Genomic DNA, 22853 nt, shown 5'->3' on the forward strand with positions numbered 1-22853 from the left:
TAGGAGCGAGCCTGCTCGCGATGGTCGTTAACGATTACGCGGGAAGTCAGGCTGCCCGCAGCGTTCTTGAGTCCATCGTCGGAACGCCGCCCGGAGCAAGCTCGCTCCTACAGGGTTATAGGTTTATAACCTGCTATATAGCCTATCGGTATTTATAAACTTATATAAATTCCGGTAGGTTATATTTCATCCAGGCAATTAATTAAGAACTGTGCCATGGCATTCAAATTGCCTTAAAACTTATGTGCCTTATTGTTACAGCCGTGCGTTCTATTAAGTAATTCTTCACCCGCGGGGAGCTGAACGCTATTCGCCATGAGCGCCATCGAATCTGCTTTTTTGAATCTGGCTTACCCTCCGCGGCTCGATCTGGGGCCGCAACTCACCCACGAACAATTACTCAGCTCGATGCAGTCGACCATGGCCCGTCACAAGGGTGGGCCGGTGTGGCTGTTTGCCTACGGCTCGTTGATCTGGCGGCCTGAATGCACGGCGGTTGAACGGGTTCGCGGCCGGGTGCATGGCTACCATCGCGGGTTGTACCTGTGGTCCCACGAACATCGCGGCACTCCGGAAATGCCCGGCCTGGTGTTTGGCCTGGATCGCGGTGGCTCTTGCAGCGGTTTCGCCTATCGCTTGCCCGAAGAGCAACTCGAAGCGTCGCTGTACGCACTTTGGCAGCGCGAGATGCCATTTCCTTCCTACCGCCCGCACTGGCTCAACTGCCGACTCGAAGATGGCAGCCAGGTTCAGGCCTTGGGGTTTGTGCTGGAGCGACATCTGCCCAGCTATGCCGGTAACCTGCCGGACCATGTGCTGAGCCATGTGTTCGAAAACGCTTGCGGGCGTTACGGCACCACTCGCGATTATGTCGAGCAGACCGCGCACGCCCTGCGTAGCCACGCCATGCCAGACCGGAATCTGGAGGCGCGGCTCAAGCGCTGTAAATCAAAGGCCGATCAAGCGAGTGCTTCGCGGCCCTGACTGGCGACTTGTTTGTGACGTAGCGTCGGGGCCAGGAAGGCCATCGCCAGCAGGCAGGCGCCCACCAGTAGCACGAAACCGCCGTCCCAACCGAAATGGTCCACGGTGTAGCCCATCGCTGCACTGGCCGCGACCGATCCACCCAGGTAACCGAACAGGCCGGTGAAGCCCGCCGCCGTACCGGCCGCTTTCTTCGGGGCCAGCTCCAGCGCCTGCAGGCCGATCAGCATGACCGGGCCGTAGATCAGGAAGCCGATGGAAAGCAGCGCGATCATGTCGATCATCGGGTTGCCGGCCGGGTTGAGCCAGTAAACCAGCGTCGCGACCGTCACCAGCGCCATGAACACCATGCCGGTCAGGCCGCGGTTGCCACGGAAGATCTTGTCCGACATCCAGCCGCACAGCAGCGTGCCCGGGATACCTGCCCACTCGTAGAAGAAATACGCCCACGAGGTTTTATCCACGGTGAAGCCCTTGGCTTCCTTGAGGTAGGTCGGTGCCCAGTCCAGCACGCCGTAGCGCAGTAGATAGACAAAGACGTTGGCCATGGCGATGTACCAGAGCATTTTGTTGCGCAGCACGTATTTGACGAAGATTTCCTTGGCGCTGAATTCCTCTTCGTGACTGGCATCGTAGCCTTCCGGATAGTCGTTCTTGTACTGCTCGATGGGCGGCAGGCCAACCGATTGCGGGGTGTCGCGCATGGTCACAAAGGCAAACACCGCTACCGCCAGTGCCACTGCTGCCGGCACGTAGAACGCCGCATGCCAGTCATTGAACAGGCCCATGCCGATCAGGAACAGCGGGCCGATCAGGCCGCCGCCGACGTTGTGCGCCACGTTCCACACCGACACCACGCCGCCACGTTCCTTCTGCGACCACCAGTGCACCATGGTCCGGCCACTCGGCGGCCAACCCATGCCCTGCGCCCAGCCGTTGATGAACAGCAGAATGAACATCATGGTCACGCTGGACGTTGCCCAGGGCGCGAAACCGAAAATGAACATCACTCCGGCCGACACCAACAGGCCGAACGGCAGGAAGAAACGCGGGTTGGAACGGTCGGACACCAGGCCCATGAGGAACTTCGACAGGCCGTACGCAATCGCGATGGCGGACATCGCCAGACCCAGCTGACCGCGGGAGTAACCCTCGTCGATCAGGTAGGGCATGGCCAGGGAGAAGTTCTTGCGCAGCAGGTAGTAACCGGCATAGCCAATGAAGATGCCGGCGAAGATCTGCCAGCGCAGGCGTCGATAGGTGCTGTCTATTTTTTCTTCAGGCAATGGAGCCTGATGTGCGGCAGGACGAAAGAAAGCAAACATTCAAGAGCTCCAAATTTCTTGTTTTGACTGCGGATGCGAATGTTACAGTTTCGTTACCGAAAATAGCACCGGTTCTCATCGGCAAAAAAGCGGAAATGTTGGATATCGCGTGTTCCTTTATGAACATGTCGCTCAGGTGTAAGTGAAGGGCGTTGTAGGAAGCGTTACCCACCCATGCTTTACGCGACTGATCTGTCCCGGGTAGGGCAATTCTTTGGGAAATGTCCTGCTCTGTTACCGGAAGCCGTGACCTTCAGTGCCGCACCCTTGAGCTTTAACCTTGGCCGTAAAGCCGACTGTGGCGTTTAAGGTGCGGGGGAGAGGAGGATGCGGTGGTTTGTGTTCGTGGTGCTGCTGTTTGTCTGGTCTGTTGAAAGCCGCGCAGGTGAGGTGTTCCTGATACCGGAAAACAACCCCAAGCCGATTTACCCACCGGCGCTGCACCGGGCTGGAATCACCGGTAATGTCCGGGTCAGGTTCGTGGCACATGCCAACGGCTCGGTCAGCAAGGTGAGCATTTTGCAAAGCGATCACCCTGATTTCGCCGAGGCGGCCCGGGTCGCCATAGCGAAGTGGCGGTTCAAGCCATGGACCGTTGAGGGTGACAAACCTGAAGAGCAGGAAGTCATTGCGCCGATGATATTCGGGTTTGATGTGTATCTACCGCTGCATCTCAACCAGCGGCTCAAGGCATTGAGGTGCCGCGATCTCAATGAGGCGCTGGCGCGTACCCCGGAGCACGAGTGGATCGATTCCACCGCGTTCCATTACGTCCGGGCTTATCTGTCGAACGCGTTTTCCACGGCAACACTGCCAACCGAACGGCGTCTGTCATTGATCGCCGAAATGAACAGAAAGGTGCCGATCATTATCAGGCAATGCTCGAACAACCCCGTTTCCAGGTATGTAAGGTTTTTGCCGGAAGATATCCGCCAGTTACTGTAGGAAAAGAGCCTGGACCCATTAGCAGAGGTCCGGGCCCTTTGCCGGATTCAGCGAACCTGCACCACCACTTTCCCGACTGCTTTACGCTGGCCAAGATCATTGATCGCCTGCGCCGCATTACCCAGTGGATACACCTGCGACACCAGCGGCTTCAGCTTGCCTTCGGCAAACCAGCCAAACAGTTGCTGGAAGTTCGCCGCGTTATCCTGCGGTTGGCGTTGGGCGAAGGAGCCCCAGAATACGCCGAGCACCGCCGCGCCTTTGAGCAGCGCCAGGTTGACCGGCAGTTCGGGGATGCGCCCGCTGGCGAAGCCGACCACCAGCAGGCGGCCGTTCCAGGCGATGGCGCGGATGGCCTGGTCGAACAGATCGCCGCCCACCGGGTCGTAGATCACGTCGGCGCCCTGGCCGTCGGTCAGGCGCTTGATTTCGTCCTTGAGGCTGGTTTCGCTGTAGTTGATCAGTTCATCGGCACCGGCGGCCTTGGCTACGGCGAGCTTTTCCGCGCTGCTGGCTGCGGCAATCACCCGGGCACCCATGGCTTTGCCGATTTCCACTGCCGCCAGGCCGACACCACCGGAAGCCCCCAGCACCAGCAGGGTTTCGCCCGGTTGCAGGTTGCCACGCTGCTTGAGGGCGTGCATCGAGGTGCCGTAGGTCATGCTGAAGGCGGCGGCGGTGTTGAAGTCCATGGAGGGCGGAATCGGCAACACGTTGTAGCCCGGTACGGCGACCTGTTCGGCAAAGCTGCCCCAGCCGGTCAGGGCCATGACCCGGTCACCGACTTTCAGATGGCTGACCTTCTCGCCGACTTCGCGGACCACGCCGGCCGCTTCCCCACCCGGGGAAAACGGGAAGGGCGGCTTGAACTGGTACTTGCCCTCGATGATCAGCGTGTCGGGGAAATTGACCCCGGCGGCGTGCACGTCCAGCAGGATTTCATTCTTCTTCGCGACAGGACTGGCGACGTCTTCCAGCACCAGCGATTCGGCAGGGCCGAAGGCTTTGCACAGCACGGCTTTCATCAGGGCTATTCCTTTGGGAGTGATGGCCGATAAGTGTAGGTGTGTGGGTCGAAGGGTCAACGAGCATGCCCGGCCCTGATAGTCAGCCATAAGCTTGTGCTTGCATGGCGGGTCGTTATGCTAGGCCGCAAACCGGATAAGGAGTGAATTGTGAAAGCGTGGATCATGTTGTTGCTGGCCCTGTCCCTGCCTGTGGCAGTGGTGGCCGAAGAAGCCAAAGAAGATACAGCTCCGAAGGTCAGTTACATCACCCTGAACCCGCCGTTCGTGGGTAACTACGGGCTGGACGGCACACCGAAACTGAAAGTCTACAAGGCCGATGTGGCGTTGCGGGTGACCGGTGACGAGGCTGCCAAGGCGGTGAAGGCCAATGAACCCTTGATCCGCAACCAATTGGTCGCGCTGTTCGCCCAGCAGACCACCGAAACCATGAACAATGTCGAGGCCAAGGAAAAGCTGCGTCAGGAAGCCCTGAAACAGACCCAGCAAGTGATGAACGACGAAACCGGCAAGCCGGTGGTTGAGGATCTTTTGTTCAACAACCTGATCATTCAATAAGGCTTCTGGCGCCTGTACCGGCCTCTTCGCGAGCAAGCCCGCTCCCACAAGGATTAGCGGTGAACACAAATTTTGTGAGCACCAGAAGCCACTGTGGGAGCGGGCTTGCCCGCGATGGCATTTGGATGGGCACCGAGAACCTTACGGCTTGAGCGATATCACCGCCGCCCACTGCTCCGGCGTCACCGGCATCACCGACAGCCGCGAACCTTTCTGCACCAGCGGCAATTCGGCCAGCGCCGTCTGCCGCTTCAGGTAATCCAGCTTCAGCACCCGGGCAAACGTTTCGACATGGGCGACATCGATCGCGCTCCAGGCGTTTTTCTCCGCCGTTGCCTTTGGGTCGTAGTAATGACTTTCAGGTTCCAGTGCCGTCGGGTCCGGATAAGCGGCTTCGACAATCTTGCCGATGCCGGCGATGCCTGGCTCCGGGCAACTGGAATGATAGAAAAAGAACTCATCCCCCACGGCCATGGCCCGCAGGAAGTTGCGTGCCTGGTAGTTGCGAACCCCGTCCCAGCGCGCTTTGCCGAGCTTTTCCAGCCCTTTGATCGAGAGTTCGTCGGGCTCGGATTTCATCAGCCAATAGGCCATGTCTTTTGCTCCTTGCGGGGTGATTGAGCCGCTTTTCGGCAATTTTATGACAAACCGACAGTCGGTTGACGTCAGCATTTGCGCAGCGGTTCACGTTGTCGCAAAATGCCGGCCTTTAAAGCTTGACGCTGCTGCACGGCCTACAAACGGAAACCGCTGCTGTCATCGTGTAGATCTGCCTTTGGGGGGCAATCGATGAAACGCAAACCGGATTTACTATGGATTTTGGTCATTTTGTTTGGCCTTGGCGTCGTGACCACCGGCTATGCCCAAAGCCTGTGGGCCAGCAAGACCGATGCGCCGGTCGAACTCGCCCAATTGCAGCAACAGTCGACAGCCTTCAAGCGCTGATCCTGTTGTCCCGGCGTCGCTGATCGAAGTGGCGCCTAGCCTGCGTAATACCAGGCCTTGTCTGTCACCGTTCCCTGCAGCGGCACATCCCAGCTCGCCTGAGCCAGTCGCTCCACCTTTTGACATTCATGGGCCAGCCCCAACAGCGTCGGCTTGCGCCAGTCATTGCGGCGCGCCAGGTAAGCCAGGCTTCGATCATAGAAGCCGCCGCCCATCCCCAGGCGTCCGCCAACATCGTCAAACCCCACCAATGGCAACAGCACCAGGTCCAGTGCCCAGATCCTGCGCTGTCGGGCGAGGTTGGCCCGTGGTTCGAGAATGCGGAAGCGGTTGGGTTTGAGTTTCTCCCCTGGCCGGATGCGCTGGAACACCATTTTGGTTCGCGGCCAGGCACTCAGCACCGGCAGATAGGTGGCCTTGCCCCGGCGCTGTGCGGCACGCAGCAACAGGCGCGGATCAATTTCACCGTCGGTCGGCAGATAGAGCGAGATATGTCGGGCGCGGCGGAACAGCGGTTGCTGGGCCAATTGCTTGTACAGCCCGCGAGCGGCCTGGCGCTGCTGACTGGGTGTCAGTGCGCGACGGGCCTTGCGCAGCATGCGTCGAAGTTGCGGGCGGGGAAGCAGCGCAGGTTCGGTCATGGATTCGGACTTCGGCAGGACGGATACACAAAGCGTACCCGCAAAAACGCCAATGCCGGTATTTAAACCGGCATTGGACTGGAATCAGGCTCCCCGAATGTGTCGCTGTCGACTTAGCCCTTGAACCCGAAAGTTCAAGGTGGAAGATGCAGTAGGCTTTAAGGCTTTCCGTCTAGCGGACATGCACACCAGCCCAACGTGCAACCTCCAGGGTATAGCAAATCGGCTCAGGGACATCGCCAACTGGCAAACACCCCAGGGAGTGATGGCAGTATACCGCAAGCGGCGACGCGAATCAGCCTTTGGTGACGTCCGGATCGGTCGCGAGGACCAGATCGACGCGATCGAGCAGGTCGCGAACCTGCTCGCGGGTCGAGCCGCTGACCTGAACATCCGGGCGATCTTCCTTGTGCAGCAGGTCGTGGGTGATGTTCAGCGCAGCCATCACGGCGATACGGTCGGCGCCGATGACTTTGCCGCTGCTGCGGATCTCGCGCATCTTGCCGTCCAGATAACGGGCGGCGCTGACCAGGTTGCTGCGCTCTTCCTGAGGGCAGATGATCGAATACTCTTTGTCGAGAATCTGCACGGTGACGCTATTGCTTGAACTCATGAGTCTTGCTCCAGGGCCTTGAGGCGCGAAATCATCGACTCGACCTTACGCCGGGCGATTTCGTTTTTTTCAATGAGATGCGCGCGTTCCTCGCGCCAGGTCTTTTCCTGAGCTAGTAAGAGTCCGTTTTGACTCTTAAGTTGCTCGACTCGGGTAATCAGCAGTTCGAGTCTGGCCATCAGCGCTTGCAGGTCGGTGTCTTCCATTGTCTTCACTGTCTGATGGGTGGTGGCTGTAGGAGCAAGCTTGCTCGCGATGGTCGCCAACGATAACGCTGGGTCCCTGACAATCCGCGGCGTTCTCGGGTTCATCGCGAGCAAGCTCGCTCCTACAGGGGTAGTCGATGTAGGATACAAGGCCTTCATTCTAGACATAGCGCCGTCTGGCGCCTAGCTGCCCATGACCATTCAGAATTCCCCGTACCAAGGCTTCGCCACCCTGCTGACTTCCAGCGGCCACAACGTCTCGCCTGCCGAACTGCACGGCCTGTTGCTCGGCCGCAGCTGCGCCGGTGCCGGTTTCGACGCCGAAGGCTGGCTGATCGACGCCGCCGAACTGCTCGAAAGCGAGCCGCAGGACAACGTTCGCAACGCCCTGATCGGCCTGCAAGAGATGGTAAAAGGCGAGCTCACCGGCGATGACGTGACCGTCGTTCTGCTGTTGCCAACCGACGACGCTCCGCTCACCGAGCGTGCCGCCGCCCTGGGCCAATGGTGCCAGGGTTTCCTCAGCGGTTTCGGTCTGAACTGCCGTGACAGCAGCGCCCTGAGCACCGAGGCCACCGAGGTGCTGCAGGATCTGGCAGCCATCTCCCAGGTGCAAGACGCGCTGGAAGAGTCCGACGACGGCGAAAACGACTATATGGAAGTCATGGAGTACCTGCGCGTCGCGCCGCTGTTGCTGTTCTCCGAGACCAAGAAAGACGTGCCGACCGCCGCCAAACCGTCGCTGCACTAATCGTTTGCCAGGGAACGCCATCTGCCCATGATCCACATCCCGAAATCGGAATACAGCCGTCGCCGCAAGGCCCTGATGGCGCAGATGGAACCCAACAGCATCGCCATCCTGCCCGCCGCCGCGGTGGCCATTCGTAACCGCGACGTCGAGCACGTCTACCGCCAGGACAGCGACTTCCAGTACCTCAGCGGTTTTCCCGAGCCCCAGGCCGTACTGGTACTGATGCCGGGGCGCGTGCATGGCGAATACATCCTGTTCTGCCGCGAGCGCAACGCCGAGCGCGAATTGTGGGATGGCCTGCGCGCCGGGCAGGAAGGGGCGATTCGCGACTTCGGCGCCGATGACGCCTTCCCCATCACCGATATCGACGACATCCTGCCGGGCCTGATCGAAGGCCGTGACCGGGTGTACTCGGCCATGGGCAGCAACCCCGAATTCGACCGCCACCTGATGGAATGGATCAACGTGATCCGCTCCAAGGCCAACCTCGGTGCCCAGCCGCCGAACGAATTCGTTGCCCTGGATCATCTGCTGCACGACATGCGCCTGTATAAATCGGCGGCAGAAGTGAAAGTGATGCGCGAGGCAGCGCGGATTTCCGCCCAGGCGCATGTACGGGCTATGCAGGCCTGTCGCGCCGGGTTGCACGAATTCAGCCTGGAAGCCGAACTCGATTACGAATTCCGCAAGGGCGGGGCGAAGATGCCGGCCTACGGGTCGATCGTCGCGGCCGGGCGCAACAGCTGCATCCTGCATTACCAGCAGAATGACGCGCTGCTCAAGGACGGTGACCTGGTGCTGATCGACGCCGGGTGCGAGATCGACTGCTACGCCAGCGACATCACCCGGACCTTTCCTGTCAGCGGAAAGTATTCAGCGGAACAGAAAGCGATTTACGAATTGGTGCTGGCCTCCCAAGAAGCCGCCTTTGCCGAAATCGCCCCGAACAAACACTGGAACCAGGCGCACGAGGCCACGGTCCGGGTCATCACCGCCGGGCTGGTCAAGCTGGGGCTGTTGCGGGGCGACGTCGACGAGTTGATCGCCAGCGAAGCCTACAAGGCGTTTTACATGCACCGCGCCGGCCATTGGCTGGGCATGGATGTGCACGATGTCGGCGAGTACAAGGTCGGCGGCGAGTGGCGCGTACTGGAAGTCGGCATGGCGTTGACCGTGGAGCCGGGGATCTATATCGCCCCGGACAACCAGAATGTTGCGAAGAAATGGCGCGGCATTGGCGTGCGCATCGAGGACGACGTAGTGGTCACCAGAACCGGCTGTGAAATATTGACGGGTGGCGTCCCTAAAACTGTCAGCGAAATCGAGGCCCTGATGGCGCAAGCACGGACACAAGCGGCATGAGTCGAGTCAACCTGGCAATTATCGGTGGCGGGCTGGTCGGTGCGAGTCTGGCGCTGGCCTTGCAGGCCGGGGCCAAGGCCCGAGGCTGGAAGATCGTGCTGATCGAGCCGTTCGCCCCGGGGGATACGTATCAACCGAGTTACGACGCTCGTTCTTCGGCGCTGTCCTTTGGCTCGCGGCAGATTTACCAACGCCTGGGCGTCTGGCAGGAAGTCTCGCGCCGCGCCGAGCCGATCAAGCAGATTCATGTTTCCGACCGTGGCCGATTCTCGACAGCGCGGTTGTCGGCGATGGAAGAGGGTGTTCCAGCGCTGGGTTATGTCGTTGAAAACGCCTGGCTCGGCCAATGCCTGTGGCAAGGCTTGGATAAGGACGTGATCAGCTGGCGCTGCCCGGCGGAAGTCACCCGCATGGAGCCGCTGACCGATGGCTATCGCCTGACCCTCAATGATGAAACCACCCTTGAGTGCGACCTCGCGGTGCTCGCCGATGGCGGCCGTTCCGGCCTGCGCGAGCAACTGGGGATCGGCATCCGTAAGCGTCCGTATAACCAGAGCGCGCTGATCGCCAACATCACCCCGAGCGAGGCCCACAACGGCATGGCCTTCGAGCGTTTCACCGACGAAGGCCCGATGGCGTTGCTGCCGCTGCCGGAAAACCGTTGTGCACTGGTCTGGACTCGCCTGGGCATGGACGCACAGCGCCTGGCGGTCCTTGACGAGCGCAGTTTCCTCAGTGAATTGCAGGGCGTCTTCGGTTATCGCCTTGGTACATTGAAACAAGTCGGTGCACGACACCTGTATCCGCTGACACTGGTCGAGGCTGAGGAACAGGTGCGCCCGCATCTGGCGATTCTCGGTAACGCGGCGCACAGCCTGCATCCGATTGCCGGCCAGGGGTTCAACCTGTCCCTGCGCGATGCCCAGGCCCTGGCCGATGCCTTGCTCGCCAGCGAAAAACCCTTGGGCGACTTTGCCACCTTGCAGGCCTATCGCGAACGTCAGCGTCTCGACCAGGACCTCACCGTGGGCTTCTCCGATCAGGTCACACGCCTGTTCGGCAGTACCCAGCCGCTGGTGTCCCTGGGTCGCAACATCGGCTTGCTCGGCCTCGACCTGCTGCCACCGGCCAAACGCTGGTTTGCCCGACAGGCGATGGGGCTGGGGACGCGACCGGATGCATAGCTGGCTGATGCGCCGGTTTGGCAAGGCACGATTGATAAAAAACCTTTACATGCGGCTCAAGCCGCAAGAGAGACAGGCTTAAAGCATGGAAATGCGCGCAGATCTGCTGATTGTCGGGGCCGGAATGGTCGGCAGCGCCCTGGCGCTGGCGTTGCAGAACAGCGGGCTGGAAGTCCTGCTGCTGGACGGCAGCCCCATGAGTGTCAAACCCTTCAACGCCCAGGCCGCGTTTGAGCCACGCGTGAGCGCCTTGTCGGCTGCCAGCCAGCGGATCCTCGAACGCCTTGGCGTCTGGGACGGCATTGCCGGGCGGCGCAGCAGCCCCTACACCGACATGCAGGTCTGGGATGGCAGCGGCACCGGGCAAATCCACTTCTCGGCGGCCAGCGTGCATGCCGAGGTGCTGGGGCATATCGTCGAAAACCGAGTGGTCCAGGATGCCTTGCTCGAGCGTCTGCACGACTGTGACCTGGGCTTGCTGGCCAATGCACGGCTGGAACAGATGCGTCGCTCCGGCGATGACTGGTTGCTGACCCTGGCCGATGGCCGCACCCTGCGCGCGCCGTTGGTGATCGCAGCGGATGGCGCCAACTCGGCCGTGCGGCGCCTGGCCGGGGTCGCGACCCGCGAATGGGATTATCTGCACCACGCCATCGTCACCAGCGTGCGTTGCGCCAAGCCGCACCAGATGACGGCCTGGCAGCGCTTCACCGACAACGGTCCGTTGGCGTTTCTGCCGCTGGAGCGCGACGGCGAACAGGATTGGTGCTCGATCGTCTGGTCGACCACGCCCGGCGAAGCTGAACGCTTGATGGCGATGGATGACCAGGGTTTCTGCAAGGCACTGGAGCGAGCCTTCGAGGGGCGACTCGGTGAAGTGCTCAGCGCCGACCCGCGGCTGTGTGTGCCCCTGCGCCAGCGGCATGCCAAGCGTTATGTGGCTGAAGGCCTGGCGTTGATCGGCGACGCGGCCCACACCATTCACCCGTTGGCCGGGCAGGGTGTGAACCTCGGATTCCTCGATGCCGCCGTGCTGGCCGAAGTGTTGCTGCAAGCGGCAACCCGTGGCGAACGCCTGGCGGATGTGAAAGTCCTCAGCCGTTACGAGCGTCGGCGCATGCCCCACAACCTGGCGCTGATGGCGGCGATGGAAGGCTTCGAGCGCTTGTTCCAGGCGGATCCGTTGCCGGTGCGCTGGTTGCGTAACACCGGGTTGAAAATGGTTGAGAAGATGCCCGAGGCCAAGGCCTTGTTCGTGCGTGAAGCGCTGGGGTTGACCGGGGATTTGCCGGCGCTGGCCAAGCCCTGAGTTCTCTATTGAGGCTGATGGCCTCTTCGCGAGCAGGCTCGCTCCCACCTTGGAATGCATTTCAAATGTGGGAGCGAGCCTGCTCGCGAAGACGGCGGCACATTCGCCCTCAATTTCTGCTTGTGCAACATCCGGTAACTCCTCCGCAGCCAGCTTCGATTGAGAAGCTAAATGTGAGTCCTTATCATTTGGCCTCATTTTTCAATCGAGAGACCGCTCCCATGTTGGCACCGAAGCGTCTACTGACTGCACTGGCCCTGACCCTGATTGGCAGCACCGCCGCCCAGGCCGCTGACGAGGTGGTGGTCTACTCCTCGCGTATCGACGAGTTGATCAAGCCAGTATTCGATGCCTACACCGCCAAGACTGGCGTGAAGGTGAAGTTCATCACCGACAAGGAAGCGCCGCTGATGCAGCGGCTCAAGGCCGAGGGCGCGAATACGCCGGCGGACCTGCTGCTGACCGTCGATGCCGGCAACCTCTGGCAAGCCGAGCAGATGGGCATCCTCCAGCCGTTCACCTCGAGAACCATCGACGCCAACATTCCGCTGCAGTACCGGGCCGCCTCCCACGCCTGGACCGGCCTGAGCCTGCGGGCGCGGACCATTGCCTACTCCGCTGACCGTGTGAAGCCGGGCGAACTGACCACCTACGAAGCACTGGCCGACAAGCAATGGGAAGGCCGCCTGTGCCTGCGTACGGCGAAGAAGGTCTACAACCAGTCACTGACCGCGACCATGATCGAAGTGCACGGCGCCGACAAGACCGAGGAAATCCTCAAGGGCTGGGTCAAGAACCTGTCCACTGACGTGTTCTCCGACGACACCGCCGTGCTCGAAGCGATCAATGCCGGCCAGTGCGATGTCGGCATCGTCAACACCTACTACTACGGCCGCCTGCACAAGCAGAAGCCGGAACTGCCGGTGAAACTGTTCTGGCCGAACCAGGCCGACCGTGGCGTACACATCAACCTGTCGGGTATCGGCCTGACCCAACACGCGCCACACCCGGAAGCGGCCAAGGCCCTGGTGGAGTGGATGACCACGCCTGAAGCGCAGAAGATCTTTGCCGACGTGAACCAGGAGTTCCCGGCCAACCCGGCCGTGCAACCATCGGCTGAAGTCGCCGCATGGGGCAAGTTCATCGCTGATACCTTGCCTGTGGAAATTGCCGGCAAGCGCCAGGCTGAGGCGATTCGTCTGATGGACAAGGCTGGCTGGAACTAAGTCGACCGTTATACTGCGCCCCGCCCATGCGGGGCGTTTTATTTGAGTACCCCGTGCTTTTGCCTCTGTAGGAGCGAGTTTGCTCGCGATGAACGTCAGGGCACCGCGGGCCGTCTGATTCCCCGCGTTATCGTTGACGTTTTTCGCGAGCATGCTCGCTCCTACAGTGTCGATTTCACCCATTAATAGTAGAGAATCAAGCCTGTGGCCCACCCCGCCCAACGCCGCTGGTATCCCGTCGTCTTCGCCATCGCTGCGCTGGTCCTGTTGCCCCTGAGCGTCCTGCTGCTTTCCTGGCAAACCATCGACGTTCAAATCTGGTCCCACCTGTGGGACACGCAGATGCCGCGCTTGCTTGGCAATACCCTGACCCTGGTGCTCGGCGTTGGTGTGGGTGTCTCCCTGCTGGGTGTCAGCCTTGCCTGGCTGACCAGCCTTTGCGAATTCCCCGGCCGGCGCTGGCTGGACTGGGCGCTGATGCTGCCCTTCGCGATTCCGGCCTATGTGCTGGCCTTCGTCTTCGTCGGCCTGCTGGATTTTGCCGGGCCCGTGCAAACCCTGCTGCGCGAATGGTTCGGCAGCGGTCTGCGGCTGCCGCGCGTGCGCTCCACGGGCGGGGTGATTGTGGTGCTCGTGCTGGTGTTCTATCCCTATGTGTATCTGCTGGCCCGCACGGCCTTCCTCGCCCAGGGCAAAGGCCTGATGGAAGCGGCGCGGGTCCTGGGTCAATCGCCCTGGCAAGCGTTCTGGCGCGTGGCATTGCCCATGGCGCGGCCGGCCATCGGTGCGGGCGTGGCATTGGCGCTGATGGAAACCCTGGCGGATTTCGGCGCCGTGTCGGTGTTCAACTTCGATACCTTCACCACGGCCATCTACAAGACCTGGTACGGTTTTTTCAGCCTGTCTTCCGCCGCGCAACTGGCCAGCTTGTTGCTGCTGGTGGTGATGCTGGTGCTGTACGGCGAGCGACGTGCTCGCGGGGCCAACCGGGCGGCCAACGAGCGGCCACGGGCCAAGGCGCTGTATCACCTGCGAGGCTTCAAGGCACTGGCGGCCTCGACCTGGTGCGGCCTGGTGTTTGCCTGCGCTTTCGTTATCCCGATGCTGCAATTGGCGGTGTGGTTCTGGCAGCGCGGGCGCTTCGATCTCGACGAGCGCTACACCGGGTTGATCGTCCATACCTTGTACCTGGGGGCGATGGCGGCATTGATCACCGTCGGCGTCGCCTTGTTGCTGGCATTTGCCCGACGCCTGGCGCCCACCCGGATCATTCGTTCCGGGGTCAGTCTGGCCAACCTGGGTTACGCCTTGCCGGGTTCGGTGCTGGCGGTGTCGATCATGCTGGCGTTCAGTTACCTGGATCGCGAGCTGGTGATCCCGCTCTCGAGCTGGCTCGGTGGCGCGGGCAAACCGCTGCTGCTGGGCAGTCTGTCAGCGTTATTGCTGGCCTATCTGGTGCGCTTCATTGCGGTGGCCTACGGACCGCTGGAAAGCAGCCTGGCGCGTATACGGCCATCTTTGCCCGAAGCGGCACGTAGCCTTGGCGTCAGTGGGCCACGACTGTTTTTCAAAGTGTATCTACCGTTGTTGTTGCCCGGCACCTTGAGCGCGGCGCTGCTGGTGTTCGTCGACGTGCTCAAGGAAATGCCCGCGACCCTGCTGATGCGCCCGTTTGGCTGGGATACGCTGGCGGTGCGGATCTTTGAAATGACCAGCGAAGGAGAGTGGGCGAGGGCATCTTTGCCAGCGTTGACGCTGGTGCTGGTCGGGCTGCTGCCGGTCATCGGATTGATCCGACGCTCAGCGCATCGAAACAGCTAGGTGTCAGTCCTACACCTTGCGGCTACAATGCGCGGCATTCGGTGCGGTCCGTCTGACAGACCAGGTAGCTGAAATCGGCTAAAGGCCCTTTGTTTCAAGGCATTCAGTCCGTGCAGCACTTGCCCGCACCTTCGCCACGCCCGGAAGGAGAAACCCATGGGACAGCGTACGCCTCTGTATGACCTTCATCTCGCGCTCGGCGCAAAGATGGTCGATTTTGGCGGTTGGGACATGCCTCTGCATTATGGATCGCAGGTCGAGGAACACCATCAGGTGCGCCGCGATTGCGGTGTCTTCGATGTATCCCACATGACCGTTATCGACGTCGGCGGCCCCCAGGCCAAAGCCTGGCTTCAGCATTTGCTGGCCAATGATGTCGAACGCCTGCACAGCCCCGGCCGTGCGTTGTACAGCACCATGCTCAACGAGCAGGGCGGCATCGTCGACGACATGATCGTCTACCGTCTCGACGAGGGCTATCGCCTGGTGGTCAACGCCTCCACCCGTGATCAGGACATGGCCTGGATGCAAGCGCATCTCGACGGTTTCGACGTGCAGCTTCGCGAGCGTTCCGAGTTGGCGATGCTGGCCATCCAGGGCCCTCATGCCCGGCAAAAGATTGCCGAGCTGGTCAACCAGTCCCGCGGCAACCTGATCCAGCTCCTCAAGCCCTTCGAAGGCCTGCCCGATGGTGACTGGTTCATCGCGCGCACCGGTTATACCGGCGAAGACGGCCTGGAAATCATTCTGCCGGCGAATCAGGCGCCCGGATTCTTCAACGATCTGGTCGGTGCCGGGATTTCTCCCATCGGACTTGGCGCGCGGGATACCTTGCGGGTCGAAGCCGGCATGAACCTTTACGGTCAGGACATCCAGCAGGATGTTTCACCCCTGGCCTCCAATATGGCCTGGACCATCGCCTGGGAGCCTGCCACCCGGCAGTTCATCGGGCGCAAGGCCCTGGAAGCCGAGCAAGTCGCTGGTGTACAGCACAAACTGGTCGGTCTGGTCCTTGAAGAGCGCGGTGTTTTACGCGCCCATCAGGTGGTCCGCATCGCCGATGTTGGCGAAGGGGAGATCACCAGTGGTAGTTTCTCTCCTACGCTTAGCAAGTCGATAGCACTGGCGCGCGTGCCGATGGCAACTGCCGACCGCGCTGAAGTGGAAATTCGTGGCAAGTGGTACCCGGTCCGGGTGGTCAAACCGACCTTCGTACGCCACGGCAAAACCTTGATCTAATCTTTTCCAGCGGTTAACGACCGCTGACAATTTCCTGAGGACACAGAACATGAGCAATATCCCTGCCGACCTGCGTTTTGCCGAAAGTCACGAATGGGCACGTCTGGAAGCCGATGGCACCGTCACCGTGGGCATCAGCGATCACGCGCAGGAAGCGCTGGGTGATGTGGTTTTCGTCGAGTTGACCGAAGTCGGCAACGTGTTTGCCGCTGAAGATCAGGCGGGTGTCGTTGAATCGGTTAAAGCCGCTTCTGATATCTACTCCCCGATTGCCGGTGAAGTGATCGCGGTCAACGAAGACCTGAGCGCTTCGCCGGAACTGCTCAACAGCGATCCGTACGGAGCGTGGATCTTCAAGCTCAAGCCAAGCAACACCGCCGATCTGGAAAAACTGCTGGATGCCGCCGGCTACAAGGCTGCCATCGGCGAGTAATGCTCGCCCTGCAGGAGCTGCCGCAGGCTGCGATCTTTTGCTTTTGTTTGTAAAAAATCAAAGTCAAAAGATCGCAGCCTGCGGCAGCTCCTACAAAGGCCGAGTCAAGACCGCAAGACTGCTTTCACCGCCGCCACCGAACGCTCGACATCGGCTTTGCTCATCGCGGTGAACATCGGCAGCGAGACAATCAGCCGACCGACCCGCTCGGCGACCGGGAACATGCCCTCCTTGAAGCCGCGCTCGCGGTAAAGGCTCAACAGGTGAATCGGCGGGTAGTGATAGCCGATCCCGACACCCAAAGCCTGCATCTGCTCCATGAAAGTCGCCCGCGCCGGTTTGCCATCTGTGCGTTCCGGCAATACCAGCTGGAACAAATGCCAGTTGCTGTGGGTGAAATCTGCCGGAGGCAGTTGCGCACCGTATTGCGCTTCGAAATCCTCGCCAAAGCAGGCGAAATAATGCCGGGCCAGCTCACGGCGATGAGCGGTGATGGCTTCGATATGAGCAAATTGCCCCAGGCCAATGGCCGCGGCGACGTCGGTCATGTTGAATTTGCCACCCAGCACGTCGACGTCCAGGCCATCGAAGCCGTTGCGGGTAACGCCCTGCAGCCGGTATTTCTCTGCCAGTCGTACTTCTTCGGGCGTATTCAGCACCAGGCAACCGCCTTCGGAGGAGGTGACATTCTTGTTCGCCTGGAAACTGAAGGACACGAAATCACCGGTCGAGCCAATGCGCTGGCCGTTCCAGCTGGAGCCCAATGCCTGGGCCGCATCCTCGACGATCCGCAGGCTGTGCTTCTTCGCCAGTGCGTACAGACGCGTCATGTCCACGGGCAATCCGGCGAGGTACACCGGGATGATGGCCTTGGTACGTGGAGTGATCGCCGCTTCCAGTTGATCCAGATCGATATTGCGCGTCACCGGGTCGATGTCGGCAAACACCGGGGTGGCGCCGACCTCCAGGATGACGTTGGCGGTGGCCACCCAGGAAATCGGCGTGGTGATCACTTCATCGCCCGGCCCTATCCCGGCAATACGCAAGGCGATTTCCATGGTGCAGGTGCCGGAATTGAAGGTGCGCACCGGGCGCCCGCCCAAATACTCCGAAAGTTGCGCTTCGAAGGCCTGGACCTTGGGGCCGCTGGTAATCCAGCCCGAGCGTAATACGTCACCGACAGCGGCGATCGTGGCTTCATCGATGGTGGGTTTGGAAAACGGCAGGAACGGCAGTTGGCTCATGGATACGGTCACCCGATCAGCGGACATTAAAGAGGCGCCGGACATGATGAGCCGGATTGGCCGACGACGCCACGCCATCCACGTGGAGATCGACTGCTATGCTGGTTTGACCGTGTTGCATCGACGCTGAGCGCCAGTCAAGAGAGAGCCCGTCATGTCCCAGTTGCCGTCCCTGAGCCAATTACACGACCCCAATGCCTTTCTGCGCCGCCACCTGGGACCCGATGCCGCCGAGCAACAGGCGATGCTCGACAGCCTCGGTCTGGGTAGCCGGGTCGAATTGATCGAGCAAACGGTGCCGCCGGGCATCCGCCTCAACCGGGCGCTGGACCTGCCCCCGGCGCTCGATGAAGAGGCTGCGCTGGCCAAGCTACGCGGTTATGCCGAGCAGAACCAGGTGTGGACCAGCCTGATCGGCATGGGCTACCACGGTACCCTCACGCCAGCGGTCATTCTGCGTAACGTGCTGGAAAATCCCGGCTGGTACACCGCGTACACACCCTATCAACCGGAGATCGCCCAAGGGCGGCTCGAAGCGCTGCTGAACTTCCAGCAATTGACCATCGACCTGACCGGCCTGGAATTGGCCAACGCCTCGCTGCTCGATGAGGCCACCGCCGCGGCGGAAGCGATGGCCCTGGCCAAGCGAGTCGCCAAGTCGAAAAGCAATCTGTTCTTTGTTGACGAAAACTGCCACCCGCAAACCATTTCCGTGGTGCAGACCCGCGCCGAAGGTTTCGGCTTCGAGCTGATCGTCGATGCTGTGGATAACTTGAAGCAGCACCAGGTGTTCGGTGCGCTGCTGCAATACCCTGACACCCACGGCGAGATCCACGACCTGCGGCCACTGATCGATCACTTGCATGCCCAACAGGCCCTGGCCTGTGTCGCCACGGATTTGCTGAGCCTGTTGTTGCTGACCCCGCCGGGTGAGCTGGGCGCCGATGTGGTGTTCGGCTCGTCCCAGCGATTTGGCGTGCCCATGGGCTACGGCGGGCCGCATGCGGCATTTTTTGCCAGCCGCGATGAATACAAACGGGCGATTCCCGGGCGGATCATCGGTGTTTCCAAAGATGCACGGGGCAACACCGCCCTGCGCATGGCCCTGCAAACCCGCGAGCAACACATCCGCCGGGAGAAGGCCAACTCCAACATCTGCACGGCACAGGTGCTGCTGGCCAATATCGCCAGCTTCTATGCGGTCTACCACGGCCCGGAAGGGCTCAAGCGAATCGCCCAGCGGGTTCACCGGCTGACCTGCATCCTGGCCGCCGGGCTAGAGCGCAAGGGCATCACCCGGGTCAACCGGCACTTCTTCGACACGCTGACGCTGGAAGTCGGCGGAACCCAGACCGCGATCATCGAAAGTGCCCGGGCCGTGCAGATCAACCTGCGCATTCTCGGGCGCGGCCAACTGGGCTTGAGCCTCGACGAGGCCTGCGACGAAACCACGGTGGCGAAGCTGTTCGATGTGTTTCTGGGGGCCGATCACGGGCTCAGCATTGAGGACCTGGATGCTGAAGTCCTGCCTGGCGGAATTCCCCAAGGGTTGCTGCGAACTTCACCTTATCTGCGCCATCCGGTGTTCAGCGCCCATCACAGCGAAACCGAGATGCTGCGCTACCTCAAGCAACTGGAAAACAAGGACCTGGCACTCAATCAATCGATGATCCCGCTGGGCTCCTGCACCATGAAGCTCAACGCCACCAGCGAGATGATCCCGATCACCTGGCCGCAGTTCGCCAACCTGCACCCGTTCGTGCCGAAAGAGCAGGTCGTCGGGTACGGGCTGATGATCGAGGAACTGGAGCGCTGGCTGTGCGCGATCACCGGTTTCGATGCCATCTGCATGCAGCCCAACTCCGGTGCCCAAGGCGAATACGCCGGGCTGCTGGCGATTCGCAAATACCATGAGAGCCGGCATCAGGGCGGCCGTGATATTTGCCTGATTCCTTCGTCGGCTCACGGCACCAATCCCGCGTCGGCGCAAATGGCCGGGATGCGCGTGGTGATCGTCGAGTGTGACGAGGCCGGCAACGTCGACCTGGATGACCTCAAGGAAAAAGCCGCGCAGGCCGCCGACAAACTCGCCTGCCTGATGGCGACCTATCCTTCGACCCATGGCGTGTATGAGGAAGGCATCAGCGAAATCTGTGAAGTGATCCACCATCACGGCGGACAGGTGTACATGGATGGCGCCAACCTCAACGCCCAGGTCGGGCTGGCGCGGCCGGCCGATATCGGCGCCGATGTCTCGCACATGAACCTGCACAAGACCTTCTGCATTCCCCATGGTGGTGGCGGTCCGGGCATGGGGCCGATTGGTGTTCGGGCACATCTGGCGCCCTTCGTGGCCAACCATCCGGTGGTGCCGATCGACGGGCCGCAGCCGCAAAATGGCGCCGTCAGCGCGGCGCCCTGGGGCAGCGCAAGCATTCTGCCGATCAGCTGGATGTACATCGCCATGATGGGGCCGCAACTGGCGGACGCCAGCGAAGTGGCGATCCTGGCTGCAAATTACCTGGCGCGACATTTGTCCGGCGCCTTTCCGGTACTCTACACCGGGCGTAATGAACGGGTAGCCCACGAATGCATCCTCGACCTGCGACCGCTCAAGGCGTTGACCGGCATCACCGAAGAGGACGTCGCCAAGCGCCTGATGGACTACGGCTTCCACGCCCCGACCATGTCGTTCCCGGTGCCGGGGACGCTGATGGTCGAACCGACCGAAAGCGAATCGAAGGCGGAGCTGGACAGGTTTATCGGCGCAATGCTGAGCATCCGCGCGGAAATCAACGAGGTGCAGAACGGTAACTGGCCGGCGGAGGAAAACCCGTTGAAAGGTGCGCCGCATACGCTGGCCGATATCACCGGCGTGTGGGCGCGGCCGTACAGCATCGAGCAAGCCGTTACGCCGGACGCGCATACCAAGGCTCACAAATACTGGCCGGTGGTGAACCGGGTGGACAATGTGTATGGGGATCGGAACCTGTTTTGTGCGTGTGTGCCGGTCGACGACTACCGCTGACCTCCCAGGTTACACATAACACCTGTGGGAGCGGGCTTGCTCGCGATTGCGGTGTGACAGTCAATGAAGCTTTTACTGATCCACCGCTATCGCGAGCAAGCTCGCTCCCACAGGTGGGGCCCGGTGAACATGGGAATTGTGTTCGCCGGGCAAAAAAATGCCGCTCAAATGAGCGGCATTTTTCATTCGCAACGCTTATTCAGACGCCACGGCATTCTTCGCCAGGATCGCATTCGCCAACTCCATGTCCGTGGCTTGCAGGCCCGGGTTGTCGGCGCGGACTTTCTGCATGGCCGCTTCCAGGTACGGACCACGGATGCTGCCGTCGCTGGCGACGAAGCTGCTGGCATCGTCCTGGGCCGCGACCACCAGTTTGTGATCCTTGGATGTCAGATAGCTCGAACCGGTGGTTGCACCGGACGTAAGAACGTTACGCCAAAAAGTATCGGCCATCGCCGAACCGACAGGCAGGGACAGCAGCGCGACGGTAGCGACAGCAAGTTTGAAACGCATGACAGAGTGACTCCACTGGGTTGACTACGCGGTTGGATTGCCAACCCCCAGTCGAGTTCCGTGGCTGCCTATTCCGTCGTTTCAACCAGCAGGATCGCGCCTTGCTGGCCGACCACCCGCACGCGGCTGCCAATGACAGCGTCCGGCCCGCGGGCCATCCACACGCCGTCGGCCACCTTGATTTTGCCGCGACCGTCGACAATCGCTTCATGCACCACGAAGGTCTTGCCGATCAGCTCCTGGCCACGCAGATTCAGGTGCGGCTGATCGCTTGGACGGGTCGCCGTGCGCTGACGCCGCCACCAGTACAAGGCCGTGGCGATCGACAGCAGACCGAACAACAGGAACTGCCATTCCCACGACAGGCCCGGCAGGAGGAAGGTCAGAACGCCCACGGCAGCCGCGGCCATACCGATCCACAGCAGGTAACCGCCGGCGCCGAACACTTCAAGAATCAACAGCACCGTGCCCAGCGCCAACCAGTCCCAGAACGAAAGATGCTGCAAAAATGCCCACATGGCGGGCCTCAGGCTTTCTTGTTGTCGAAAGTGGCTTTGACGATTTCGCCGATGCCGCCCACCGCGCCGATCATCGAACTGGCCTCCAGCGGCATCAGGATCACTTTGCTGTTGTTGGCCGAAGCCAGCTTGCCCAGCGCGTCGATGTACTTCTGCGCCACGAAGTAGTTGACCGCTTGCACGTTACCGCTGGCGATCGCTTCGGACACCACCTTGGTGGCCTGGGCTTCTGCCGCGGCTTGCCGCTCGCGGGCTTCGGACTCCAGGAAGGCGGCCTGCCGGCTGCCTTCGGCTTCGAGGATCTGCGCCTGCTTCTTGCCTTCGGCGGTCAGGATCGCTGCGGCACGCAGGCCTTCGGCTTCGAGGATCTGTGCACGCTTGATCCGTTCGGCCTTCATCTGCCCACTCATCGCCGCCATCAGGTCGGCGGGTGGGCTGATGTCCTTGATCTCGATCCGGGTGATCTTGATGCCCCACGGCGCGGTCGCTTCATCGACGGTGCGCAGCAGTTTTTCGTTGATGCCGTCGCGCTGGCTGAGCATGGCGTCAAGTTCCATCGAGCCGAGCACCGTGCGGATGTTGGTTTGCAACAGGTTACGAATGGCGTGCTCGAGGTTGTTCACCTCGTAGGCAGCCTGGGCCGTGTTGACCACCTGGAAGAAGCACACGGCGTCGATTTGCACCGTGGCGTTGTCAGCGGTGATGACTTCCTGTGGTGGAATATCCAGCACGCTTTCCATCACATTCATCTTGCGCCCGATGCGGTCCATGACCGGAACGATGACGTTCAGTCCCGGCTTGAGCGTGTTGGTGTAGCGCCCGAAACGCTCGACGGTCCATTCAAAACCCTGGGGCACGACCTTGAAGCCCATGAACAGAATGGCGACCACCAGGCCGACAAAAAGCAAAAGCACACTACCGATCTGCATAACGATTCCTTGTTGATGTGTGGATCTGTGGAGTAGCAATCGTTGAAGTGTAGC

At 61.0% G+C, this 22853-nt stretch carries 23 protein-coding genes and 1 other RNA gene; 13 read left to right on the plus strand and 11 right to left on the minus strand.

Going from position 1 to position 22853, the window contains the following annotated elements:
- The first annotated feature begins 315 nt into the window (after positions 1-315).
- On the plus strand, positions 316-984 hold the full coding sequence (locus tag PMI26_RS04605; protein WP_007978886.1) for a gamma-glutamylcyclotransferase: 669 nt from the start codon (positions 316-318) through the stop codon (positions 982-984).
- On the opposite strand, the gene glpT is transcribed toward PMI26_RS04605, so the two are convergent.
- Positions 960-2309 (minus strand): glycerol-3-phosphate transporter, encoded by a 1350-nt coding sequence (glpT, locus tag PMI26_RS04600; protein WP_007978887.1) that lies wholly within the window; start codon positions 2307-2309, stop codon positions 960-962. The two genes, PMI26_RS04605 and glpT, sit on opposite strands and share 25 nt — an antisense overlap.
- Before the next feature lie 327 nt (positions 2310-2636).
- On the opposite strand from glpT, the gene PMI26_RS04595 reads away from it, so the two are divergent.
- Positions 2637-3254 (plus strand): energy transducer TonB, encoded by a 618-nt coding sequence (locus PMI26_RS04595; RefSeq protein WP_007978890.1) that lies wholly within the window; start codon positions 2637-2639, stop codon positions 3252-3254.
- Between the two features lie 47 nt (positions 3255-3301).
- On the opposite strand, the gene PMI26_RS04590 is transcribed toward PMI26_RS04595, so the two are convergent.
- The gene (locus PMI26_RS04590) at positions 3302-4279 is read right to left on the minus strand and encodes an NADPH:quinone oxidoreductase family protein (RefSeq protein ID WP_007978892.1); all 978 of its coding nucleotides are present in this window, start codon (positions 4277-4279) and stop codon (positions 3302-3304) included.
- A 150-nt stretch (positions 4280-4429) separates the two neighbouring features.
- Here PMI26_RS04590 and PMI26_RS04585 point away from each other — a divergent pair, with 150 nt between their 5' ends.
- A complete protein-coding gene (locus PMI26_RS04585; RefSeq protein WP_007978894.1) occupies positions 4430-4837 on the plus strand; it encodes a flagellar basal body-associated protein FliL in 408 nt (135 codons plus the stop codon).
- 141 nt (positions 4838-4978) lie between these two features.
- Here PMI26_RS04585 and PMI26_RS04580 read toward each other — a convergent pair whose 3' ends face one another.
- Positions 4979-5431 (minus strand): EVE domain-containing protein, encoded by a 453-nt coding sequence (locus tag PMI26_RS04580; RefSeq protein ID WP_007978896.1) that lies wholly within the window; start codon positions 5429-5431, stop codon positions 4979-4981.
- 195 nt (positions 5432-5626) lie between these two features.
- Here PMI26_RS04580 and PMI26_RS31675 point away from each other — a divergent pair, with 195 nt between their 5' ends.
- Positions 5627-5782: a hypothetical protein gene (locus PMI26_RS31675; RefSeq protein ID WP_007978897.1), complete on the plus strand. Its 156-nt coding sequence runs from the start codon at positions 5627-5629 to the stop codon at positions 5780-5782.
- 35 nt (positions 5783-5817) lie between these two features.
- Here the strand turns inward: PMI26_RS31675 and PMI26_RS04575 are convergent, their stop codons facing one another.
- The 4 genes from PMI26_RS04575 to PMI26_RS0129845 all read right to left on the minus strand — a co-directional run bounded on the left by PMI26_RS04575 (position 5818) and on the right by PMI26_RS0129845 (position 7242).
- The gene (locus PMI26_RS04575) at positions 5818-6423 is read right to left on the minus strand and encodes a 5-formyltetrahydrofolate cyclo-ligase (protein WP_007978899.1); all 606 of its coding nucleotides are present in this window, start codon (positions 6421-6423) and stop codon (positions 5818-5820) included.
- Between the two features lie 86 nt (positions 6424-6509).
- A non-coding RNA gene (ssrS, locus tag PMI26_RS30950) (6S RNA) lies at positions 6510-6688 on the minus strand.
- 30 nt (positions 6689-6718) lie between these two features.
- Positions 6719-7036 carry a cell division protein ZapA gene (locus PMI26_RS04570; protein ID WP_007978902.1) on the minus strand — a complete coding sequence of 106 codons (318 nt, stop codon included), beginning with the start codon at positions 7034-7036 and terminating at the stop codon, positions 6719-6721.
- Entirely contained in the window at positions 7033-7242 is a 210-nt protein-coding gene (locus PMI26_RS0129845) for a TIGR02449 family protein (RefSeq protein ID WP_007982902.1), read from the minus strand. The genes PMI26_RS04570 and PMI26_RS0129845 overlap by 4 nt, the downstream gene beginning before the upstream one ends.
- 193 nt (positions 7243-7435) lie before the next feature.
- On the opposite strand from PMI26_RS0129845, the gene PMI26_RS04565 reads away from it, so the two are divergent.
- The 8 genes from PMI26_RS04565 to gcvH all read left to right on the plus strand — a co-directional run bounded on the left by PMI26_RS04565 (position 7436) and on the right by gcvH (position 16567).
- Positions 7436-7993 (plus strand): YecA/YgfB family protein, encoded by a 558-nt coding sequence (locus tag PMI26_RS04565; protein WP_007978907.1) that lies wholly within the window; start codon positions 7436-7438, stop codon positions 7991-7993.
- Between the two features lie 27 nt (positions 7994-8020).
- Positions 8021-9355 (plus strand): Xaa-Pro aminopeptidase, encoded by a 1335-nt coding sequence (pepP, locus tag PMI26_RS04560; RefSeq protein WP_007978909.1) that lies wholly within the window; start codon positions 8021-8023, stop codon positions 9353-9355.
- Positions 9352-10539, plus strand: a complete 1188-nt coding sequence (ubiH, locus tag PMI26_RS04555; protein ID WP_007978911.1) for a 2-octaprenyl-6-methoxyphenyl hydroxylase — start codon at positions 9352-9354, stop codon at positions 10537-10539. Before pepP ends, ubiH begins: the two co-directional genes overlap by 4 nt.
- A gap of 91 nt (positions 10540-10630) precedes the next feature.
- Positions 10631-11848, plus strand: a complete 1218-nt coding sequence (locus PMI26_RS04550; protein WP_162831824.1) for a 2-octaprenyl-3-methyl-6-methoxy-1,4-benzoquinol hydroxylase — start codon at positions 10631-10633, stop codon at positions 11846-11848.
- A 221-nt stretch (positions 11849-12069) separates the two neighbouring features.
- Entirely contained in the window at positions 12070-13074 is a 1005-nt protein-coding gene (locus tag PMI26_RS04545) for an extracellular solute-binding protein (RefSeq protein WP_007978915.1), read from the plus strand.
- Between the two features lie 204 nt (positions 13075-13278).
- Positions 13279-14895 (plus strand): ABC transporter permease, encoded by a 1617-nt coding sequence (locus PMI26_RS04540; RefSeq protein ID WP_007978916.1) that lies wholly within the window; start codon positions 13279-13281, stop codon positions 14893-14895.
- 156 nt (positions 14896-15051) lie between these two features.
- Positions 15052-16134 (plus strand): glycine cleavage system aminomethyltransferase GcvT, encoded by a 1083-nt coding sequence (gcvT, locus tag PMI26_RS04535; protein WP_007978917.1) that lies wholly within the window; start codon positions 15052-15054, stop codon positions 16132-16134.
- A gap of 49 nt (positions 16135-16183) precedes the next feature.
- Positions 16184-16567: a glycine cleavage system protein GcvH gene (gene gcvH, locus PMI26_RS04530; protein WP_007978918.1), complete on the plus strand. Its 384-nt coding sequence runs from the start codon at positions 16184-16186 to the stop codon at positions 16565-16567.
- Positions 16568-16671: 104 nt separating this feature from the next.
- On the opposite strand, the gene PMI26_RS04525 is transcribed toward gcvH, so the two are convergent.
- Positions 16672-17811 (minus strand): DegT/DnrJ/EryC1/StrS family aminotransferase, encoded by a 1140-nt coding sequence (locus PMI26_RS04525; RefSeq protein ID WP_007978919.1) that lies wholly within the window; start codon positions 17809-17811, stop codon positions 16672-16674.
- Positions 17812-17965: 154 nt separating this feature from the next.
- Between PMI26_RS04525 and gcvP the strand changes: the two genes are divergently transcribed.
- Positions 17966-20839, plus strand: a complete 2874-nt coding sequence (gcvP, locus tag PMI26_RS04520; protein WP_007978920.1) for an aminomethyl-transferring glycine dehydrogenase — start codon at positions 17966-17968, stop codon at positions 20837-20839.
- Between the two features lie 195 nt (positions 20840-21034).
- Here gcvP and PMI26_RS04515 read toward each other — a convergent pair whose 3' ends face one another.
- The 3 genes from PMI26_RS04515 to PMI26_RS04505 form a co-directional block, all read right to left on the minus strand.
- Positions 21035-21352 carry a DUF2388 domain-containing protein gene (locus PMI26_RS04515; RefSeq protein WP_007978921.1) on the minus strand — a complete coding sequence of 106 codons (318 nt, stop codon included), beginning with the start codon at positions 21350-21352 and terminating at the stop codon, positions 21035-21037.
- Positions 21353-21420: 68 nt separating this feature from the next.
- Positions 21421-21870, minus strand: coding sequence for an NfeD family protein (locus tag PMI26_RS04510; RefSeq protein WP_007978922.1), 450 nt, complete (start codon positions 21868-21870; stop codon positions 21421-21423).
- 8 nt (positions 21871-21878) lie between these two features.
- Positions 21879-22799, minus strand: coding sequence for an SPFH domain-containing protein (locus PMI26_RS04505; RefSeq protein WP_007978923.1), 921 nt, complete (start codon positions 22797-22799; stop codon positions 21879-21881).
- Between the last annotated feature and the right edge of the window lie 54 nt (positions 22800-22853).

Origin of the sequence: Pseudomonas sp. GM33, from assembly GCF_000282295.1 — a bacterium.
Classification (GTDB): domain Bacteria; phylum Pseudomonadota; class Gammaproteobacteria; order Pseudomonadales; family Pseudomonadaceae; genus Aquipseudomonas; species Aquipseudomonas laurylsulfatiphila.

Coding starts and splice junctions, on each gene's coding strand:
- PMI26_RS04605 (WP_007978886.1), top strand. CDS start 316: ATGAGCGCCATCGAATCTGCTTTTTTGAATCTGGCTTACCCTCCGCGG.
- glpT (WP_007978887.1), bottom strand. CDS start 2,309: ATGTTTGCTTTCTTTCGTCCTGCCGCACATCAGGCTCCATTGCCTGAA.
- PMI26_RS04595 (WP_007978890.1), top strand. CDS start 2,637: ATGCGGTGGTTTGTGTTCGTGGTGCTGCTGTTTGTCTGGTCTGTTGAA.
- PMI26_RS04590 (WP_007978892.1), bottom strand. CDS start 4,279: ATGAAAGCCGTGCTGTGCAAAGCCTTCGGCCCTGCCGAATCGCTGGTG.
- PMI26_RS04580 (WP_007978896.1), bottom strand. CDS start 5,431: ATGGCCTATTGGCTGATGAAATCCGAGCCCGACGAACTCTCGATCAAA.
- PMI26_RS31675 (WP_007978897.1), top strand. CDS start 5,627: ATGAAACGCAAACCGGATTTACTATGGATTTTGGTCATTTTGTTTGGC.
- PMI26_RS04575 (WP_007978899.1), bottom strand. CDS start 6,423: ATGACCGAACCTGCGCTGCTTCCCCGCCCGCAACTTCGACGCATGCTG.
- PMI26_RS04570 (WP_007978902.1), bottom strand. CDS start 7,036: ATGAGTTCAAGCAATAGCGTCACCGTGCAGATTCTCGACAAAGAGTAT.
- PMI26_RS0129845 (WP_007982902.1), bottom strand. CDS start 7,242: ATGGAAGACACCGACCTGCAAGCGCTGATGGCCAGACTCGAACTGCTG.
- PMI26_RS04565 (WP_007978907.1), top strand. CDS start 7,436: ATGACCATTCAGAATTCCCCGTACCAAGGCTTCGCCACCCTGCTGACT.
- pepP (WP_007978909.1), top strand. CDS start 8,021: ATGATCCACATCCCGAAATCGGAATACAGCCGTCGCCGCAAGGCCCTG.
- ubiH (WP_007978911.1), top strand. CDS start 9,352: ATGAGTCGAGTCAACCTGGCAATTATCGGTGGCGGGCTGGTCGGTGCG.
- PMI26_RS04550 (WP_162831824.1), top strand. CDS start 10,631: ATGCGCGCAGATCTGCTGATTGTCGGGGCCGGAATGGTCGGCAGCGCC.
- PMI26_RS04545 (WP_007978915.1), top strand. CDS start 12,070: ATGTTGGCACCGAAGCGTCTACTGACTGCACTGGCCCTGACCCTGATT.
- gcvT (WP_007978917.1), top strand. CDS start 15,052: ATGGGACAGCGTACGCCTCTGTATGACCTTCATCTCGCGCTCGGCGCA.
- gcvH (WP_007978918.1), top strand. CDS start 16,184: ATGAGCAATATCCCTGCCGACCTGCGTTTTGCCGAAAGTCACGAATGG.
- PMI26_RS04525 (WP_007978919.1), bottom strand. CDS start 17,811: ATGAGCCAACTGCCGTTCCTGCCGTTTTCCAAACCCACCATCGATGAA.
- gcvP (WP_007978920.1), top strand. CDS start 17,966: ATGTCCCAGTTGCCGTCCCTGAGCCAATTACACGACCCCAATGCCTTT.
- PMI26_RS04515 (WP_007978921.1), bottom strand. CDS start 21,352: ATGCGTTTCAAACTTGCTGTCGCTACCGTCGCGCTGCTGTCCCTGCCT.
- PMI26_RS04510 (WP_007978922.1), bottom strand. CDS start 21,870: ATGTGGGCATTTTTGCAGCATCTTTCGTTCTGGGACTGGTTGGCGCTG.
- PMI26_RS04505 (WP_007978923.1), bottom strand. CDS start 22,799: ATGCAGATCGGTAGTGTGCTTTTGCTTTTTGTCGGCCTGGTGGTCGCC.